Below are 18,314 nucleotides of genomic sequence, written 5' to 3' on the forward strand. Positions count from 1 at the left end.
CTACGGCGGAATTGTCTTCTCGCAAAGGGTGCTGCTGCGCCTGACAGATAAACTCGGCAGCCGGGACCGCGCCTATCATCTGGTGCAAAGAAACGCCATGAAAGCCTACGAGGGTCCCGACGGTTTTCAGGACCTTGTAAAGGAAGACCGCGAAATCCGCCAATACCTCAGCGAAAATGAAATCGATGCCTGTTTCGACCTGGAATATTATCTCCGCAATGTCGGCAAGATATTCAAGAGGGTTTTTGGAAAATGATTGCCGCCAACGGCCTGAAATTCATTATCACCGGCGCCGCCCTTACCGTCATTCTCATTTTTCTCGCCGCCGGAAGAGATTCCTTCTTTCTGCTTCTCTTGTCAGCTGTCACGGCCCTCTTGACCATTTTTCTGACCTTCTTCTACCGCAGTCCGCATCGCGCCATCCCCTCCGACCGGGCTTTAGTTCTCTCCATCGCCGATGGCAAAGTGCTGGCGGTCGAGGAAACTTCGCATCCTTTCATCGGCGGCAAAGGGCACAAGGTTTCAATCTTTCTCTCGGTATTTGATGTGCATATAAACCGCATCCCTCTTGAAGGTACAATTGAGTATGTCAAATACAATCCCGGTAAATTTTTCGCTGCTTTCAAAGACAAAGCCTCCGAAGAAAACGAGCAGACCGAAATTGGCATGAATTTTCCTTCCGGAAAAATGATTTTCAAGCAGATTGCCGGAGTTCTGGCGCGCCGCATAGTCTGTCGCTTAAAACCGCAGCAGTCGGTTCAGGCAGGAGAAGTATTTGGCCTTATTCATTTCGGCTCGCGTGCCGAACTCTTTCTGCCGGGTCAGGTTGAAATTCTGGTGAAACCGGGCGACCGGGTCAAAGCCGGCCAGACCGCTGTTGCCCGGCTCAAGGAATGAGACCTTCTGATTTATGCCATTGGTCGGCAACAACCCTCCGGAAAAACAGATATATCAGAAGATTCTCCGCAATGGCATATAAATCAAAAAATTCAGAGAATAAGTCCAAATGGCGCCAGGAATTTCTGAATAGAATTGTTCATGGCGATTGTGTGACGCTGCTCAAATCTTTCCCGGCTAATTCAATCGACATTATTCTGACCGACCCTCCTTATTTTCTCGATAAGATGGATGACGCGTGGAGTGACGCCCGTGTCTCCAGTGAGAAATACCACCATACCGTCAAATCGCTTCCCGCCGGAATGAAATTTGAGCCGGAAAAGGGACGTCAATTTTACCGCTGGTACCTAAAAGTAGCGCGCGCTTTCCGGCGCGTTTTGAAACCGGGCGGTTTCTTCTTCTCCTTTTCCGCTCCCCGCTTATATCACCGGATGGCCTCAGCGGTTGACGACGCCGGCTTTCATGTCCGGGACTGCTTCATCTGGGTCTATACTCAGAACCAGGCGAAGGCAATGTCCCTGCATCACTTCATCGACAGGATGAATCTGGATGAATCTACCCGCAAGAAGTTGAAAAGTCAGTTCCAGGACTGGAAAACTCCCCAGTTGAAATCATGCTTTGAGCCGATTATCTTTGCCCAGAAACCGTATGACAAAACTTTTCTCAACAACATACTCAAGCACCATGTCGGTCTGGTAAATTCCAAAGTCAAAATCGGACGGAACATGTTTCCTGCAAATCTGCTGACCGTTGAAGCCATTGAAGAGGCTCTTGACAAATATTTCCTGATTGCCAAACCCTCCAGGCGGGAAAAAGGGAATTTCAATCGACATAAAACTGTCAAGCCGCTCACGCTCTGCGAACACCTCCTCAAATTGACCGCTTATGCCGAAGATACTATTGTATTAGACCCTTTTATCGGAAGCGGCACCACCGCCGTCGCCGCCAAAAGATTAGGCTTAAATTATATTGGAATTGACTCCAATCTTGAGTATGTTACTACTGCCAGACGGCGTCTGGAAGAGATGTAAGAGAGATATAAGCTAAAGTAATATATTATATGTTGCGGTTAAATCTATAATGGTTAATATGTTATAAATCTATATGGAAGTTGCTCAATTTCGTGGTATTTTCCCCGGCTCCTTTACCATGGGGAATATCATTTGCGGATTCATTGCCATCATTTCGGCATTTGAAGGGGAAATCACAACCGCCTGTTGGATGATTATACTGGCTGCCTTCCTGGACGGCTTGGATGGCAAAGTGGCCCGGTTTGCCAGCAGTACCTCGCGCTTCGGTGTCGAACTTGATTCTCTCGCCGATATGATATCCTTCGGGCTGGCGCCGGCTGTAATAATGTACATATTGAAACTTCACTCCCTCGGCAAATGGGGCTGGGTTATTAGCATCGTTTATATAATGGCGTCCGCCTACCGTCTGGCGCGCTTCAACCTGCTGGCGCAAACTGAAGAGAAGAAAAACTTCCTCGGTTTGCCGGTTCCCGGCGCCGCCCTTGCCCTGGTTTCCTACGTCATTTTCAGTTACAAAATCTGGGGACAACTCGAGTACAGTGAATATCTGGTCTCCATGGTGATTCTATTTTCCGCCCTGATGGTTTCTCAGGTTGAGTATGACGCCCTTCCCGACCGCTTCAATACCCGCCGCAATCGCCTCAAGCTTATCTTCTTGCTGTTTGCCGGAATAGCCCTTCTCTGGAAGCCCAGACATTTATTATTTCCAATTATTGCCCTTTATATTATAATAGGCATTGCCCGCGAGGCGTATCGATTTTTATACCTCGGCGTTGGGTATGTGAAAAAACGTCACGGCCAGAGCCGGGACGAGAGCGAAAAGGTTGAAGATGAGTAAGAAAGCTGTCATTTATATTCGGCTCAAGGAAGGAGTCCTTGACCCGCAAGGCGTGACCATTCAAAGAGCCATTCTGAATATGGGGTATGATGCCGTTTCATCGGTCCGCTCCGGCAAATTCTTTGAACTGGAGCTTGCGTCCGACGGCGCCCAAGCCACCGCCCAGGTCGAAGATATCTGCCGCAAACTGCTGGCAAATCCGGTCATTGAGGATTTTAAGGTGGAGTACGCCCAATGAAATTCGGCGTGGTCACCTTCCCCGGCTCCAACTGCGATTATGACGCCTTTGCCGCGGTGAAACTAATAGGGGAAGAGGTCACGTTTCTCTGGCATCAGTCCTCGGATTTGCAGGATTCTGATGTCATCATCCTGCCCGGCGGATTTTCTTACGGCGATTATCTCCGCTCCGGCGCCATTGCCCGCTTTTCCCCCATCATGAAAGAGGTCATGAAATTCGCCCATTCCGGATATCCGGTGCTTGGTATCTGTAACGGTTTTCAGGTACTGGTGGAAGCGGGACTACTGCCTGGCGCCCTGATGCGTAACGACCACTTGCGGTTCTCCTGCCGGTTTGTCTATCTCCGAGTCGAACGTAATGACAATATTTTTACCTCGGCCGCAGCGGTCGGCGACGTTCTTAAAATTCCCATCGCTCACAAGGATGGGAACTATTATAATTTCAAAGCCGATATTGATAGCCTCGAAAAGAACGGCCAGATTCTTTTCCGTTATTGTGACGCCTCGGGCAACATCACTCCCGAAAGCAATCCCAATGGCTCTCTGGCAAATATCGCCGGCATCTGCAATCGCGAAGGGAATGTGGTCGGCATGATGCCTCACCCGGAAAGAGCCGTCGAGGATATCCTCGGCTCCTCCGATGGATTAAAAATCTTTAACTCAATTAAACTGAGTTTAGCGAGGGGGAAAAAACTTGAAAGGGCGTGAACTGACATTCATTATCGTGGCCCTGCTTCTGGGCGCGATTGTCGGCGGTTTTCTGGGCGACCTCATCGGCTCGGTCCTGCCGCCCGGCGCCGCCAAAACCCTTTTCTCAAAATCGGTTCAAATCGGATTCGAGACCACCCGCGTCGAGCTGTATTCTATTTCGTTCACTGTCGGCATAATGTTTAAAATAAACTTTATGTCGGTATTGACCGTCTTGCTGGTTATTATCTATTTCCGCTGGTGGTATATCTGACCTGCAAAAAAGGAGTATGATTGTATGATAGGAATCGACCGCCCCTTAATATTGGTAGGTATAGGATGGCAGGAACTGATTCTGATTTTCCTGGTTGTCCTGCTTATCTTCGGCGCCCGGCGCATTCCCGATATAGCGCAGGGAATAGGGAAGGGGATCAGGGAGTTCAAAAAAGCTCTCCGGGATACCGAAGACGAAATCAAGAACAATACAAAAGATTCAGGACCTGACAAACCCGATAAAACGCATTGATTATGGCAAAATTCACCGAAGATGATGCCCGAAAAATCGGTGCAGTACTGGGCGCCGAAAAATTTTCCACCGAAAAAGACCATTTCCGTCTCAAAATCTCCAATCGCGCCGAAAAGAGAGTTCTGATTCTGGAAATCTACCCGGAGACTTTGCTGGGACGAACCCGCGGTATGCTGGTGGTAGTATATACCGGAAATACTCATCTGCAACTGCACAACTGCTCCGGGTTCGTTGTTTCCGATGAACTGGGAGAGGTTACCTTTGTCTCTGAGTATGAAAGTCGTCTGTCAGGCCTCGTGGTCGAAAAAGGGGCCGGCTGCTCCCTCTATGCCGGGATGGACCGTAACCTGATCTCCAGCGATTTTACCAAACTGGGTGTGGAAGTGATGCTTTCGGGAGTGGCTATGTCTCTGGCGGAAGATATCATCGACCCGGAGAAAAAGTAACTCAAACCGGTATCGACCGCTTCGGTCCAAAAGACTCAATGAAATCGGCCAGCGCCAGGGCAATCTCTCCGGCGCGCTGATATCTCTCCTCAGGATTCTTCCGGAGCGCTTTTTCAATCACTCTATCAAACAGCAAGGGAATCGATTTGTCTACCGTTGACGGCAGCTCCGGCTCGGTATTGACGATATTGTAAATCAGGGAGGTCAGATTCTCTCCCCTGAAGGGACGCCGATGCAGCAGCATTTCGTACATCATGACTCCCAAGCTGAAGATATCGGTTCGATGGTCCACCGGTCTTCCCTGAAGCTGTTCCGGCGATATGTAGTTGGGTGTGCCCATCGCGATACCGGTGCGGGTCATCGATGACGAGTCCACCCGGGCTATGCCGAAGTCCATAACCTTTACCTTGTAATCGCTGAGCACCATTATATTTGCCGGCTTTATGTCGCGGTGGACAATTCCGGAACCATGCGCGTAATCAAGCGCGCCGCAAATCTGGGAAATTATCTGAGCGATAATCCGATAATTAAACTTCACTCTCTTCCGAATCATTGACTCCAGCGTCTGACCTTCCAGGAATTCCATGGCGATATAATGAAGGTTGGACTCTGTCCCGACATCATAAATGGTTACGATATTGGGATGCGACAGCATTCCGGCGGCGCGCGCCTCGCGGAAAAGCCGCTCTTTCAATTCCGCCAGCTCTTCGGGGTCATGCACAAAGTCCAGTCGTATTGTCTTGAGGGCGACATTCCGGTTAATGGCCGGGTCAATCCCCTTATAGACCGTGCCCATCGCCCCTTTGCCCAATTCACCGACAACCTTATACCGTCCCAGATTTTTCAATTGGCCGCTGTCAAAACCGAATGACGGGGTATTGGCGGCCGGCGCCGGCTGATACTCCGGCTCGGAGGAAGGCTCATCATCAATTAGGCGATTATTGTATTCAATCGGCGGAGCGGCATCGGCAACGATTGCCGCCGGTTTCGGCTTCTCCCGCGGCGGGGGCGCGCTCGGCATTTCCGCTTTGACTGTCTCCGCCTGGAAAGTCTTACTCCCGCTAAAATCGGTCATTGCCGTCTTGGTTTCAGAACGGTGGTCACTCCTTGTTTTCTCAATCGCCTCGGTCGTGCTCTTCACTGCCTCATGACTTGAAGCCGCCCGGCCATTAGCTTCCGCTGGCTTTCTCTCTATCGGCGCGATTTTGGGTAGTCTTGCCGGTTTGCCCTTAGCCGGTTCTTTCTTGCCGGAGCCGATTCTGGAGAGAAAATCCTGGTCCAGTATCGGACTGGCTATTGCCAGCAGGATTAGCTGCAGTCCTATATATAATGAGCGTGTCAGGACATTAAGCGAATTGAACAGAATGAAATTTAAATTGGCGAGAAGGAAAAGCGTTATGATAAGAATCACGGCGCGATACAACAGGGAGACCCGGGGCAGGATAAAGGCAAATATCCCTCCCAAGGCAAATAGTACTATCATGTCGGTTCCCGGGGAGGAGTCGAGACGCTTGATATGATTCGAATGCGCTATATTTTCCAGAATATTCGCCGTCAGTTCTGCCGATGCAATATTGCGCGATACCGGTGTCTGGTAGTAGTCGGTCGAGGTGCGGGCGTTAACCGCAATCACCACCAGTTTCCCCTTCAGATTGTTCAAATCAAATTTTTCATTAAAGATTTCAGCGGCGGATATCTCTCCAAATGACTGGCGGGGTTTGTTGTAATTGATGAACATCTCGGCGTGCGCATTGGTCGGAATCACCCGGCCTCCGGCTTTGATCTCCTCGCCGCCTTTGACGCTGATATTGCTGGGGGAGAGCCCCAGGTAATGGGCAGCGGCAAGAAGCTGCGCCGAGGGATAGTAATAGCCGTCATATGTCATTACCAGCGGCGTCCAGCGGACTTTTCTATCGCGGTCATAAGTTATAAACTTGAAACCAAGACCGGCGGCATACTGGGTAATCGGTTCCGGCGGGAGGAATACCTTTTGCGCAATAAGCGCTTCACTCTCCTCCAGCACCCCCAGCGGGTTGTCCACCACAACCGATGAATTATATAGATACTTGGGATTGGAAATGCGACTCGAGGTAAAGTCTCCCCGGCTAATCTCGTACGGCACGATAACATTCTGCAGCCAGGCAAGCTGGTTGGCTAAGACCGTTGTCCGCCCCGAGGTGTCCTCCGTGACGCTTGGCTCGAAGAGCATATCCAGCAATATGGTCTTAGGTTGGCCCGACCCCACGGCCGCCACCAGGTCTCCCACCAGGTCTCGGGGCCAGGGCCAGGAGCCATACTGCGCCAGCGAGGTGTCATCTATGCTCACGACCACAATATCAGATGAGAAATTCGGGTCCCCGCGAAAAGTGTACATCAGGTCCTGAATCTTCCATTCCAGGCGAAGAAGCGGCCCAAAGTCATTTACATACAGCGCCACCACCAGTATGGAAATTAGTAGGCAGAGGGTATAGGGGGAGTATTTCTTCAGCATATCTTTCCTAATGACCTACCGCAATTCTATCTACCAGAAAACTCGGCATATTCGCATTCTTCATCTTTTCCTGGGCCTTTATTATATCATAATCGACACGTCGGTAATAGATTTTACCGGACTCGGTGTCGACCATTATATAACAGGCGCGCGGGTCGCCGTCACGAGGCTGTCCCACCGAACCGACATTTATGATATATCTTCGCTCCGGCACCCTCTCCAATTCCATCTTATTAGACTTCATCACCTGACCCTCGGAGTCGATGTTGAAAATTATCGGCATATGCGAATGTCCCACAAAACAGACCGCCTGATTGAAATTCTCAAAATGCCTCTTTGCCTGAGCGGTCGTCAGTATGTAATGCCATTGGTCCGGTTCCCCCGGCGAGGCATGAACCAGATGAAAATCGAGAAAATCGGCTTCCATCTCAAAATCGGCAAGAATAGCGCCGCTCTGTTTGCTCAGCTTTTCCTGTGTCCATCCAATTGAAATTTGGGCCATCTGATTGAAGTTCTCCACCGCCTCCAGGCCCAGGGCGGCATAATCATGATTCCCCAGAAGTTTTATTTCGCAGTGGTCCTTTATCAACTTCACACATTCATTGGGGCTGCACCCGTACCCCACTGCGTCCCCGAGAAAATGAATCTTCTCGGCGCCCTCTTTCTCTATATCCCGGAGGACATTCTCCAAAGCTTCCAGATTGCCATGAATATCCGATATAATGGCAAATTTCATCTAATGTTGTCCTTCAATGAAGCGGTAAATCGACTTTCCTACTTGAATTATGTCGCCGTTCTTGAGCGTCTGGCGAGCGACCTCTTCGCCGTTCACCCTTGTCTTTCCTTTGCGGCCCAAATTGATTATCACAAACTGATCCGGTTCCTTCACTATCTTAGCCTGTATCCCTGAAAGAAGCATTCCGCGGGCATGCACGTGCACAAACTTGGCTTTGCCGATAGTTGTAACATTATGGTCAATGCGGTACTCGGAAAAATCGGCGTTCTCTTCGCCCAGCAATACTGAGCCGCCCATCCGGCTGACAATCTCCCGCTCCAGCTTATCCTTTTCAACCAGGTCTTTCTGCTTCTTCGTCTTCAAAACCATGGTGCCGTCCAGAGCCGCCGGAGAATCAGTCTTGGAAACCTCCGTCCTGTATATTAACGAATATTTTCCAATCGTGATAGTATCATTATCGTGAAGTATCTCTTCGGTAACTTTGCGATTATTCACGAAGGTCCCGTTGAGCGACTCATTGTCAATGATCACTGCGGCATTGTCGTTGAATTCAATCTGAGCGTGCTTCCGGGAAACGCCCCGGTTTTCCAATATGATGTCGTTGTCCGGCGTTCTGCCGATCGATAACCGTTTCTTTTCCGACACGACGCGCTCGATAATCTTGTCTTCATATTTGACAATTATTTCAGGCATACTGGGCTCCTTTCAAGACCGCCGAAATAACAAAATTTCGTTCCCTATGAATTTGTAAAGCCAAATCACCGGTTAGTCTGTTGCCATAAGTCCTTGGCTTAATTATATTGTCGGCATGCAGATAGGAAACTTAAACATTCCCGGACCCCTTTTTCTGGCGCCCCTGGCGGGTATCTCTAATCGTCCATTCCGTTTAATCGCAAGGAGATGCGGGGCTGACATGGCTTATACCGAGATGGTTTCTGCCGACGGCATAGCCATGGGGCAGGAGAAATCACTCTCCTACCTTGATTTTGACGCCGAGGAGCATCCTGTCGGCGTCCAGATTTTCGGCGCTAATCCGGAAAATATTCGCAAAGCAGCCGCTGTTATCTCCCAATCCGGAGCCGACCTTATCGACATCAACCTCGGTTGCCCGGTCAAGAAAGTCGTCGGCAAAAATGGTGGCGCCGCCCTTCTTAAAGACCGGCAATTGACCCATGAAATTATGAATGCGGCGGTTGAGGCTTCCTCGCTGCCGGTGACTGTCAAAATGCGCACCGGCTGGGATAATCAGAACGACCATTATCTGGAAATAGGGGAGTTGGCGCAAGCCTCAGGTATCGCGGCGGTCGCTCTGCATGCCCGAAGCCGCGCTGCCGGATTCTCCGGCAAATCTGACTGGTCGAAAATCGCTATCCTTAAGAATGCCCTCAAAATACCGGTTATCGGTAACGGCGATATCAATTCGGCTGAGGATGCCGCCCGGATGCTTGCCGAAACCGGTTGTGATGCCATCATGGTAGGCCGCGCCGCCATGCGCAATCCTTATATATTCGGCGCTATAAAAGCCTTTCTCCGCGACCGGACTATCTCTCCCGAACCGGCCATCAGCGATAAAATCGCCCTGTCACTTGACCATGCCGCCCTTATCATCGCCCAGTTCGGAGAAAGAAGCGGCGCGCTTATGATGCGGAAACATCTGGCATGGTACACCAAAGGTTTTCCTGCCGGAGCCGCTCTGCGCGCCCGGCTGATGACTGTTACTTCTCTGGATGATATCCGGCGCGCCTTTCAGGAATTTCTCCAAAGCTCTCACCCGGTTCTTAATGGATAGGAAATCGCTGCAAAAAATCCTCCAGGGAGTCGCCGACAAAACTCTCTCCGTTGAGCAGGGACTGGAACGGCTGCGGAATTTTCCTCTGGAAAATATCGCGTTCGCGCGGATTGACCATCATCGCGCTCTGCGGCAGGGAATCCCCGAGGTCATCTATGCCCCCGGGAAAACCGAACGACAGATAATCAGTATCGCCCAAAAGATTCTTAAATCCGGCTGCGACACCCTGATTACGCGCCTCAATGAATCGGTATATAAATCTATAAGGAAGCAACTTTATTCTTTTCGATATTATCCTGATGCCCGCCTGGCTCTTGCGTTGAGCGGCAGGAAGAAAAATCCCGCATCGCGAACGCAAAAGTCTGTTCTGGTCTGTTGCGCCGGAACCTCTGATATCCCGGTCGCCGAAGAAGCGGCTCTCACCGCCTGGGTAATGGGCTGCCCGGTAGAACGGCTCTATGATGTCGGCGTCGCCGGAATCCACCGTCTCTTTGACAGCCGACAGTCTCTCGAAACTGCCTCCGTAATAATAGTGGTCGCCGGCATGGAGGGAGCGCTCCCTTCCGTTATAGGCGGTCTGGTCGGCAAACCGCTCATCGCCGTGCCGACTTCCATAGGTTACGGGGCATCATTCGGAGGATTGGCGGCGCTTCTGGCTATGCTCAATTCCTGCGCCGCCGGCATTACCGTGGTCAATATCGATAACGGCTTCGGCGCCGGTGTCGCCGCGGCAACTATTGCCATCGCCATGAAGGAGCCGATAAAGTGAGACATCTTCACTTCGATTGTCAGTCCGGAATCTCCGGCGATATGACACTCGCCGCCCTTCTTGACCTGGGAATGCCCTTTGAGCACCTGCAAAATGAATTAAGAAAGATTAAACTCGACGGTTTTAGGCTCAATTATTTCAGGACGGAGCGGCACATGATATCGGCAGCGGCGGTGACGGTCGAAATAAACGACCCTGTGGCGCACCGACATCTAAGAGATATTCTGAATATCATTGAGCCGTCATCGCTGGCTGAAAAAGTCAAGGCTTTTGCCAGAACAGCTTTCCAAAAACTGGCAGACGCCGAAGCAAAGATACACCAGACCTCCCCGGACAAAGTTCACTTTCATGAAGTCGGCGCCCTCGACGCCATCATAGATATCACCAGCGCCGCCATCGGATTGGAATACTTTCGACCAGAATCTATATCCATTTCCCCCCTGCCTTTTGGCAGCGGGTCAGTCAAATCGGCGCATGGCATGATTCCTGTTCCGGCGCCGGCGACAGTCGAAATATTAAAAGGATTCAGATTCCGTCTGGAAGATACCGTCGGAGAAAAAGTAACCCCGACCGGCGCCGCCATTCTCGCCACGGCGGCGGAGATATATCCGGTTATCGAGTCCCCCACAAGCAACTTCAAGATTGAGAAAGTTGGTTACGGAGCCGGCGCCGGCGATTTTCCCGAACACCCCAATCTCCTCCGTCTCATTCTCGGGGAATTGAATTCTGCCCTCGCCTCGGAAAGGGAAGAGGTTCAGGTGATTGAATCGAATATTGATGATATGAATCCGCAGATTTATAGCCACTTGATGAGCTGTCTGTATGAAGCCGGAGCGCTCGAGGTCTTCATGACCCCGATTATAATGAAGAAGAATCGTCCCGGTACGCTGTTGACTCTCCTCTGCAAAAATGATTTGGTGGACACTCTCAGCGATATTATATTCCGCGAAACTACCACCGCCGGTTTACGGATTCGCTCCGAAAGACGACGGGTTCTGCCGCGAGAAATCCGCCTGGTGGAGACTGAATACGGACCGATTAGAGTGAAAGTGCTTAAATTCAAGGATAAAGTAAAGATTCAGCCGGAGTATGATGACTGCGCCGCCGCCGCACAGAAGAGAAGTGTTTCGCTTCTGGATGTGATGGCTGCCGCGCGTCGCGCCGCTGAAAATTTGGAAGGGATAGAATAATGAGTTTCAGAATTCTTGTTGTCGCCGAGCAGAAAAAGGGCAAGTTGGCAAATGTCAGCTATGAATTGCTATCCGCCGCCGGAAAACTGGGAGGGGAGATTTTTACCGCCGTTCTCGCCGAGGATGCCGCCTCTCTCGCTTCGGAATTGGCATCCCGTGGCGGAGGCAAAGTGCTGGCCGTGGCGGATGCCTCTCTCAAGTATTTTAATGATGAGACCTATGGCAAAGTTATCAGTGCGCTGATAGCCAAATACAAACCCCAACTGGTTCTCGGACCGGCAACATTCTACGGCAAAGCGCTGTTTGCACGGCTTGCCGCCCTGAATGGCGGCGCCATGGCGTCCGATATCACCGCCCTTAAAGCCGATGGAGACAAAGTAATCGTTACTCGTCCCTCGTATGGAGGCAATGTCCTTTTCGACCTGACCGCCGCCGATGGCAGGCTCTTTTTTGTAACGATTCGACCGAAAATTTTCGCCGAGTCATCCTCCGGCGCGGGAGAAGCGATAGCGGAAACGGTCGATTCCTCTTCGCTTCAGTCCCGCTCTTCTGTCAAAGAGATGGTCTCCGAGACCGGTCAGTCGGTCAGCCTCACGGAGGCTGATATTATCGTAACAGCCGGAAGAGGTGTCCGCGGTCCTGAAAATCTTCCTATGATAAAGCAGCTGGCGGATGTTCTCGGCGCCGGATTCGGGGCATCGCGTGCCATAGTGGATGCCGGCTGGATCGCTTATTCGCATCAAATAGGCCAGACCGGGAAAACTGTCAATCCCAAACTATATATCGCGATTGGGATATCCGGGGCGATTCAGCATCTGGTTGGCATGCAATCTTCCAGAACCATTGTGGCCATCAACCGCGACAAAGATGCCCCAATCTTCAATATCGCCAGTTATGGAATTGTCGGCGACCTTTTTGAAATAGTCCCGGCTTTGACCAAAAAGTTCCAATCGGTAAAGTAGTCTATTCAGATTTCTTTACCGACAGGCTTTGAACGGCGTTTGGGTCGATATCCCGACGCCGTTTCCTGTTCCGCCAATCCTGTCAGAGAAAGAGTGAGGGTTCCCCTATCTCCTGCGCATTAACTGCTAAGTCTGGAAAACCCTTGCTTTTTTTCGTCCAATTCTCCTTGACTTGTGTATATTTATATATATCTTAATGCCTTACGGAGGAATAATATAGCGCTTCGATAACGATTAAGTGAACCTGAATTCGGATTTTAGTGAAGCATAATGACCTTGAGCCGTACCTATAATCAGGCTTGCGGCTATTTTTTTTGCTTGAAAGCAATCCTTAGGAGCAAAGAGTGAAGAAATTTATCTTTCTGCTTGTAATTTCTCTGATTCCTGTATCCGTCTATCCCGCCATCATGGGATTTATGAAAAGCCTCGATGAACCGGCTCAGGGTTTCTCTGACAACTGGGTCGGCGATATCGCTTCGCATAAAGGAGCTATCTGGCTGCGCACCGGAAAAGGGATGAGTTTTACTTTTGATGGCGGTATCAACTGGCAGCACTATGATAACAGCAACGGTCTTCTCTCCAATGACCCTTCGGCATTTTGGTCGGATGATGCCAACGGCCGTCTCTGGGTCGCCATCAATCATTGGATTGGCCCCGAAAACGAGCCGGTGCCATACTCCGATGGTCTTGTCTATACTGATGATGAGGGCATGACCTGGAATCTAATGCAATCAATTGTGCGGCAAATCGATACCATCCCGCTAACCGGACCAAACTACACTATTTACGACATCACCGGATATGATTCTCTCATCTTCTGCGCTTCCTGGGCCGGTGGGCTGTTTGGCAGCTTTGATGGTGGTCAGACCTGGCGCAATATCTATTACTCCCGCCAGGATTCCCTCCTGGGATTCAACAGCCTCAGCAATCTCTATTTTTCAGCCGTCCTCGATACTTTTCATACCGACTCTATCGTGCTTTGGGCCGGCACGGCCGATGGTCTGATGCGCTATGTCTGGGCGCCGGCTTACGCCAAGCCCTCTTCCAATAAGATATCTGATATCACTCACAATGGCGGTTTTACTTATATCTCCGGCGATTCCGGGCTCACTTTGATTCAGTTTGACACAAGTCGAACCTATAGCGAAATTGTCAATTCCGCTTTCAGGTCCGATGGTCTTCCCGGGTTGGCGGTTACCACCGCCTACAGTTTTGGGGGACGGCTTTTTGCCGGTACTGCCGACACGTTGAACGGTTCCGGAACCGGGCTGGCGATTTCCGACAACAACGGAGTATCGTTTCATACAAACTACACCGGACTTCAGAATCTCACAGGACTCAAGAAATATCCGAAAGAGTTTGCGGCGGTCGGCGCTCATCTGTTTATGGCCGGCTGGGAAGGAGGGCTCTATTTTTCCCCCGATACCGGCGACACCTGGCAGCGGGCATATGCCGATACTCTCGATACCACCCTGGCAAGCGGACGAAATATCATCCATTCTCTTGCCGCCGATTCTATGAATCTCTGGGTGGGGACCGATTCCGGTCTCGTCCTTCTGTATCTCAATTCTGCCGCCGGTATCGATTCGACCCGGTACTTTGTTTTTCCGGAAAATGACTCCAGCGGCGCCCGTTCCTACCGAGTGCGTGTGCAGAAATTTTCCGATGGCAGTGGCGGATTTGACTCCACCGCTATCTGGGTCATCAATCATCCCCGCGACACCGCCGTCGGCGAATACTCCGTTTATCGTTCCCATGATTATGGTCTGACCTGGGCGATTACCAGCCGCGTAAATCTGGTGGGGCTGAAATACAATGATATCGCTTTTTCTGATTCTGTCGTTTACCTTGCCGGGAAAGAATGGTTCAATTCTTCGCCCAATGGCGTTACCTGGTTCCCGGTACAGGCGCTTCAGATTCGCGACAGCCTGAATGTGACCATAAATTTCGGAGGACAGGAGCTGAAAACGATTGAAGTGGTGAATGACACTCTGTACATTGGCTGCAATCTCGGAGTGGCGATTTCTCCTTCCGGCTCGAATAACTGGCATATCATAACTGCCAATACCAATCCCTTGAAATTTGACAAAGTCAACAAATATACTTCGGCGCACGGTTTGACCGGCAATTTCATAACCGCTCTCGGAATACAGAGTGTATCCCCTGGAAATAATTCTCTCTGGGTCACCTGTCAAAAGCGCCCTAATACTCTTGAGGAGTTTGGCATTGTCTCCGCTCCTCTTGATGGTCAAAGCTGGACTCCCCGTCATACCGGGACTATCGCCTGGAATTATGCTTTCTCAGGAAGCAATGTGGTCGCGGCGACTGATTCCGGCCTCTTCTTCTCCGCCAATTCCGGCGTCAACTGGCAGAATATCGCCATAACCGGCATTCTGGCGAATTCTGAGAAGCCTGTGCCATATACTATAAGTCAATATTCTCCGGCTTATGCCGCTTTCATTGACGGCGATACTCTTTGGGTAGGAACCGGTGATGGCGCTGCCAAGATTGCCGTTGATGATATCGGCCTTCCCGACTGGAATATTTTCCGGGTATATGACCCTTCAAGCAATGTCTATGCCTATCCGGTGCCGTTTTCGCCGTATGGCGAAGGCACCCTCAAATTCCATTATCCGGTTCCATCCGATGCCCGCGCTACACTGAAGATTTATGATTTTGCGATGAATCTGGTGAAGACGGTCATCGAAGGTGAAATGAAACCGGGTGGTCCCAATGTTGTGTCATCCACCGACCAGTGGAACGGGTACAACGGCAAGGGAGAGGTTGTGGCGGCGGGCTTCTACTACTTCAAGGTGGAGCTTTCTACCGGTCAGGTTTACTGGGGCAAACTGGCAATAATACCATAGGTGAGAAAATGAAAAAGACTATACTTACAATTGTTTCGATACTGGTTGCTGTCAGTTTTGCCGCGGCTGATGAAGATGGCGGCTATGCGGGAGTATTTCTTCAGTTGCCGGTGCAGGCGCGACCGGCCGGCATGGGCGGAGCATATATCGGGGTGTCCGATGACGCCTCGGGTCAACTGTATAACCCGGCCGGAGCCGCCGGGATAGTATCCCGCTCTCTAACCAGTTCCTATCGGGCGATGAAACTTGACCGCAGCCTCGGATTTATCTCGGTAATTTTCCCCACCAAACTGGAATCGTCATTGGGATTTTCCTGGCTCTTTGCCGGTTATGGCGAAATCGCCCGGCGAAACACCAGCGGACAGGATTTGGGAACTACCATTTCATCCAGTGAGCATAATTTCGGCGTCTCTTTCGCCAAGTCGTTTGTCCCGTATTTCATGGCTGGCACAAAAATCAATTATTACTACAAGAAAGTAGGCGACCTCAGCGCCAATTCGGTCGGCATAAATCTCGGCGCCATGCTGCTGGTTGATTCGCTCTTTGAATACGGCACTATGGAATCCAAGCCGATTACCGATATCCGCCTTGGTCTGGTTGTCAATCATTTTGCCGCCAAATACCCCTGGTCAAACGAAAGCGGTTCTCTCTCTGCCACTCAGGACGATAAATTCCCGCTGACCATCGGCGCCGGCATTTCCGCCCGAACCATTAATCAGAAACTCCTGCTTGCCGCCGACATCGAGAAAAACAGCAAGCAGAGCCCCTTCTTCCGCTTCGGCGGCGAATACAATCTGATTGAAAAACTCCTCATCCGAACCGGACTGAATAACGGCGTCATTACCGCCGGAATGGGATATGAAGTCCTCTTCAGCAATCTCCGCCTGACTATCAATTACGCTTTCTCGGATGACCGCGTCGATGAAGGCGCTGACCATATTGTCGGTTTCGACCTTAGATTTTGACGGTGGATTATGCGAAAACTATCACTCTTATTAATATTCCTTCTGACTCTGACACTTGCGTCTCAATCCGATGCCGCAAGCGGGCTGAAGCTTCTCACGGTAGACGCCGGCGCCCGTCCCAGCGGAATGGGGGGAGCCTTCGTCTCTATTACCGCCGACCCTTATTCAACCGCCTATAATCCGGCTGCCAGCTTTGGGGTCGGTCCTTTAACCGGCTCTCTGGGTTACAACACTTACTGGGAGAATGTCCGCATCGAAACCGGATATATTTCTTTTGAGAAGAAGTCTATCGTCTTTTCTACCGGTGTCCAGTTTGCGGTTGTCAGCGATCTGCAGGGACGACAAACACCCACTTCTGAATTTTATCCTTTTGACGCGCATGATGTCTCAATCAAGACCGGCGCAGCCTTTCGGGTAGATAAAGATGTCGTCTTCGGTTTTATGCTCGGTTGGCTCTTTGAGAAAATTGACGTCTATCGCGGCAATGCCTTCTGCCTCGACCTGGGGCTCTTGACTCAGCCATATTCGAATCTGAACGCGGGGCTTGCCGTGCAAAATCTCGGCTCCAAAATAAAGTTGCGCGAAGAAGAAATTGACCTCCCCACCACTTTCCGCGCCGGGCTCTCGTACAGATATCGCCAGATGCTCCCGGCCGCCGACATTGTGGTCCTTGATGATGAATTCCATCTTCATCTTGGCGGGGAGTATGACTTCGGTCGCGGCTTTACGCTGCGTGGCGGTTATCGCGCCGGTTATGACCTGCATTCGTTTTCAGCGGGCGCCGGATTCAGCCGCCGCAATATCCGCATTGATTATGCCTTTGTCCCTTATAAAAATGATTTCAGCGATTCACACTTATTTAATCTAACTTTCACATTGTAAGAAGGAGAGCCTTTGGAGTATGGCTAAGTATAAGATTGCCTGGATGCCGGGCGACGGCGTCGGAAAAGATGTGATGGAAGCGGCCCGCATCGTTCTCGATAAGTTCCGCTTTGACGCCGAATATGTTCCGGCCGACATCGGATGGGAATTCTGGTGTAAAGAAGCCAACCCTCTGCCGGAGCGCACCATCAATATTCTGAAAAACACCGATTGCGCCTTATTCGGCGCCATTACCTCGAAACCGAAAGAAGAAGCCGAAGCCGAACTGATTCCTGCCCTGAAAGGAAAAGGACATGTCTATTCTTCCCCCATTGTCCGTCTGCGGCAGGAATTCAATCTGCGCACCAATCTGCGCCCTTGCAAGGCTTATCCCGGCAACCCCCTCAATTACAAAGAGGGCATTGATATCGTTGTTTTCCGCGAAAACACCGAAGACCTTTATGCCGGAGTGGAGTTTTTCCCGCTTCCCGATGAAGTTCGTGAGGTCCTTAAAAAGAACAACAAGAATATGAGAAAATTCGATGCCCATCCCGGCAGTGAGGTGGCAGTGTCGCTTCGAATAAACACCAAAACCGGCTGCCGCAATATCATAACTGATGCCTTCGAATATGCCAGGAGAACCGGCCGCAAAACAGTCACAGTCGTTGAGAAACCGAATGTCATAAGGGAAACTTCGGGACTGATGATCCGCACGGCGCGGGAAGTTGCCAGGAATTACCCGGAAATAAAACTGGATGAAGCCAATATTGATGCCATGTGCATGTGGCTGCTCAAAAACCCGCTCGATTACTCGGTGCTGGTCACTTCCAATATGTTTGGCGATATAATTTCCGACCTGTGCGCCCAGTTGGTCGGCGGTCTGGGATTCGCCTCCTCCGGCAATATCGGTGATAAATATGCCGTCTTTGAGCCGACTCACGGCTCCGCCCCGAAATATGCCGGAATGTACAAAGTCAATCCGATGGCAATGCTCCTGACCGTTGTTCTTATGATGGAATGGT

The 18,314-nt window shown here is 50.8% G+C and carries 20 protein-coding genes; 17 read left to right on the forward strand and 3 right to left on the reverse strand.

Annotated features, from left to right (window positions below; all coding sequences use genetic code 11):
- The 9 genes from AB1690_02135 to AB1690_02175 all read left to right on the forward strand — a co-directional run.
- On the forward strand, positions 1-256 hold a 256-nt coding region (locus AB1690_02135), incomplete at its 5' end, for an adenylosuccinate lyase (GenBank protein MEW6014100.1).
- Entirely contained in the window at positions 253-897 is a 645-nt protein-coding gene (locus AB1690_02140; GenBank protein MEW6014101.1) for a phosphatidylserine decarboxylase family protein, read from the forward strand. The genes AB1690_02135 and AB1690_02140, both read left to right, overlap by 4 nt.
- Before the next feature lie 152 nt (positions 898-1,049).
- Positions 1,050-1,928: a site-specific DNA-methyltransferase gene (locus AB1690_02145; protein MEW6014102.1), complete on the forward strand. Its 879-nt coding sequence runs from the start codon at positions 1,050-1,052 to the stop codon at positions 1,926-1,928.
- Between the two features lie 73 nt (positions 1,929-2,001).
- A complete protein-coding gene (gene pssA, locus AB1690_02150; protein MEW6014103.1) occupies positions 2,002-2,766 on the forward strand; it encodes a CDP-diacylglycerol--serine O-phosphatidyltransferase in 765 nt (254 codons plus the stop codon).
- Entirely contained in the window at positions 2,759-3,004 is a 246-nt protein-coding gene (gene purS / locus AB1690_02155; GenBank protein ID MEW6014104.1) for a phosphoribosylformylglycinamidine synthase subunit PurS, read from the forward strand. Before pssA ends, purS begins: the two co-directional genes overlap by 8 nt.
- Positions 3,001-3,711 carry a phosphoribosylformylglycinamidine synthase subunit PurQ gene (gene purQ / locus AB1690_02160; protein ID MEW6014105.1) on the forward strand — a complete coding sequence of 237 codons (711 nt, stop codon included), beginning with the start codon at positions 3,001-3,003 and terminating at the stop codon, positions 3,709-3,711. Before purS ends, purQ begins: the two co-directional genes overlap by 4 nt.
- Entirely contained in the window at positions 3,698-3,964 is a 267-nt protein-coding gene (locus AB1690_02165) for a DUF4321 domain-containing protein (GenBank protein MEW6014106.1), read from the forward strand. Before purQ ends, AB1690_02165 begins: the two co-directional genes overlap by 14 nt.
- 24 nt (positions 3,965-3,988) lie before the next feature.
- The gene (tatA, locus tag AB1690_02170; protein ID MEW6014107.1) at positions 3,989-4,216 is read left to right on the forward strand and encodes a twin-arginine translocase TatA/TatE family subunit; all 228 of its coding nucleotides are present in this window, start codon (positions 3,989-3,991) and stop codon (positions 4,214-4,216) included.
- Between the two features lie 2 nt (positions 4,217-4,218).
- A complete protein-coding gene (locus AB1690_02175) occupies positions 4,219-4,662 on the forward strand; it encodes a hypothetical protein (protein ID MEW6014108.1) in 444 nt (147 codons plus the stop codon).
- 1 nt (position 4,663) lies between these two features.
- Here the strand turns inward: AB1690_02175 and AB1690_02180 are convergent, their stop codons facing one another.
- Genes AB1690_02180 through AB1690_02190 form a run of 3 tightly spaced genes read right to left on the reverse strand, consistent with a single transcriptional unit; the run spans position 4,664 to position 8,582 of the window.
- Positions 4,664-7,153: a CHASE2 domain-containing protein gene (locus AB1690_02180; GenBank protein MEW6014109.1), complete on the reverse strand. Its 2,490-nt coding sequence runs from the start codon at positions 7,151-7,153 to the stop codon at positions 4,664-4,666.
- 7 nt (positions 7,154-7,160) lie between these two features.
- On the reverse strand, positions 7,161-7,889 hold the full coding sequence (locus tag AB1690_02185; GenBank protein ID MEW6014110.1) for a metallophosphoesterase family protein: 729 nt from the start codon (positions 7,887-7,889) through the stop codon (positions 7,161-7,163).
- Positions 7,890-8,582, reverse strand: a complete 693-nt coding sequence (locus tag AB1690_02190; protein MEW6014111.1) for an FHA domain-containing protein — start codon at positions 8,580-8,582, stop codon at positions 7,890-7,892.
- Positions 8,583-8,697: 115 nt separating this feature from the next.
- Here AB1690_02190 and dusB point away from each other — a divergent pair, with 115 nt between their 5' ends.
- The 8 genes from dusB to AB1690_02230 form a co-directional block, all read left to right on the forward strand.
- Positions 8,698-9,678 (forward strand): tRNA dihydrouridine synthase DusB, encoded by a 981-nt coding sequence (gene dusB / locus AB1690_02195; GenBank protein MEW6014112.1) that lies wholly within the window; start codon positions 8,698-8,700, stop codon positions 9,676-9,678.
- Positions 9,671-10,447, forward strand: coding sequence for a nickel pincer cofactor biosynthesis protein LarB (gene larB / locus AB1690_02200; protein ID MEW6014113.1), 777 nt, complete (start codon positions 9,671-9,673; stop codon positions 10,445-10,447). Before dusB ends, larB begins: the two co-directional genes overlap by 8 nt.
- On the forward strand, positions 10,444-11,637 hold the full coding sequence (gene larC, locus AB1690_02205; GenBank protein MEW6014114.1) for a nickel pincer cofactor biosynthesis protein LarC: 1,194 nt from the start codon (positions 10,444-10,446) through the stop codon (positions 11,635-11,637). The genes larB and larC overlap by 4 nt, the downstream gene beginning before the upstream one ends.
- Positions 11,637-12,599, forward strand: coding sequence for an electron transfer flavoprotein subunit alpha/FixB family protein (locus tag AB1690_02210; protein MEW6014115.1), 963 nt, complete (start codon positions 11,637-11,639; stop codon positions 12,597-12,599). Before larC ends, AB1690_02210 begins: the two co-directional genes overlap by 1 nt.
- Positions 12,600-12,943: 344 nt before the next feature.
- The gene (locus AB1690_02215; GenBank protein ID MEW6014116.1) at positions 12,944-15,466 is read left to right on the forward strand and encodes a FlgD immunoglobulin-like domain containing protein; all 2,523 of its coding nucleotides are present in this window, start codon (positions 12,944-12,946) and stop codon (positions 15,464-15,466) included.
- A gap of 8 nt (positions 15,467-15,474) precedes the next feature.
- The gene (locus AB1690_02220; GenBank protein ID MEW6014117.1) at positions 15,475-16,431 is read left to right on the forward strand and encodes a PorV/PorQ family protein; all 957 of its coding nucleotides are present in this window, start codon (positions 15,475-15,477) and stop codon (positions 16,429-16,431) included.
- 9 nt (positions 16,432-16,440) lie between these two features.
- The gene (locus tag AB1690_02225) at positions 16,441-17,313 is read left to right on the forward strand and encodes a PorV/PorQ family protein (GenBank protein MEW6014118.1); all 873 of its coding nucleotides are present in this window, start codon (positions 16,441-16,443) and stop codon (positions 17,311-17,313) included.
- A gap of 19 nt (positions 17,314-17,332) precedes the next feature.
- The coding region (locus tag AB1690_02230; GenBank protein ID MEW6014119.1) for an isocitrate/isopropylmalate family dehydrogenase at positions 17,333-18,314 on the forward strand (982 nt) is incomplete at its 3' end.

The sequence above is a fragment of the Candidatus Zixiibacteriota bacterium genome, assembly GCA_040753495.1.
In the GTDB taxonomy this organism is placed as follows: Bacteria; Zixibacteria; MSB-5A5; order GN15; family PGXB01; genus DYGG01.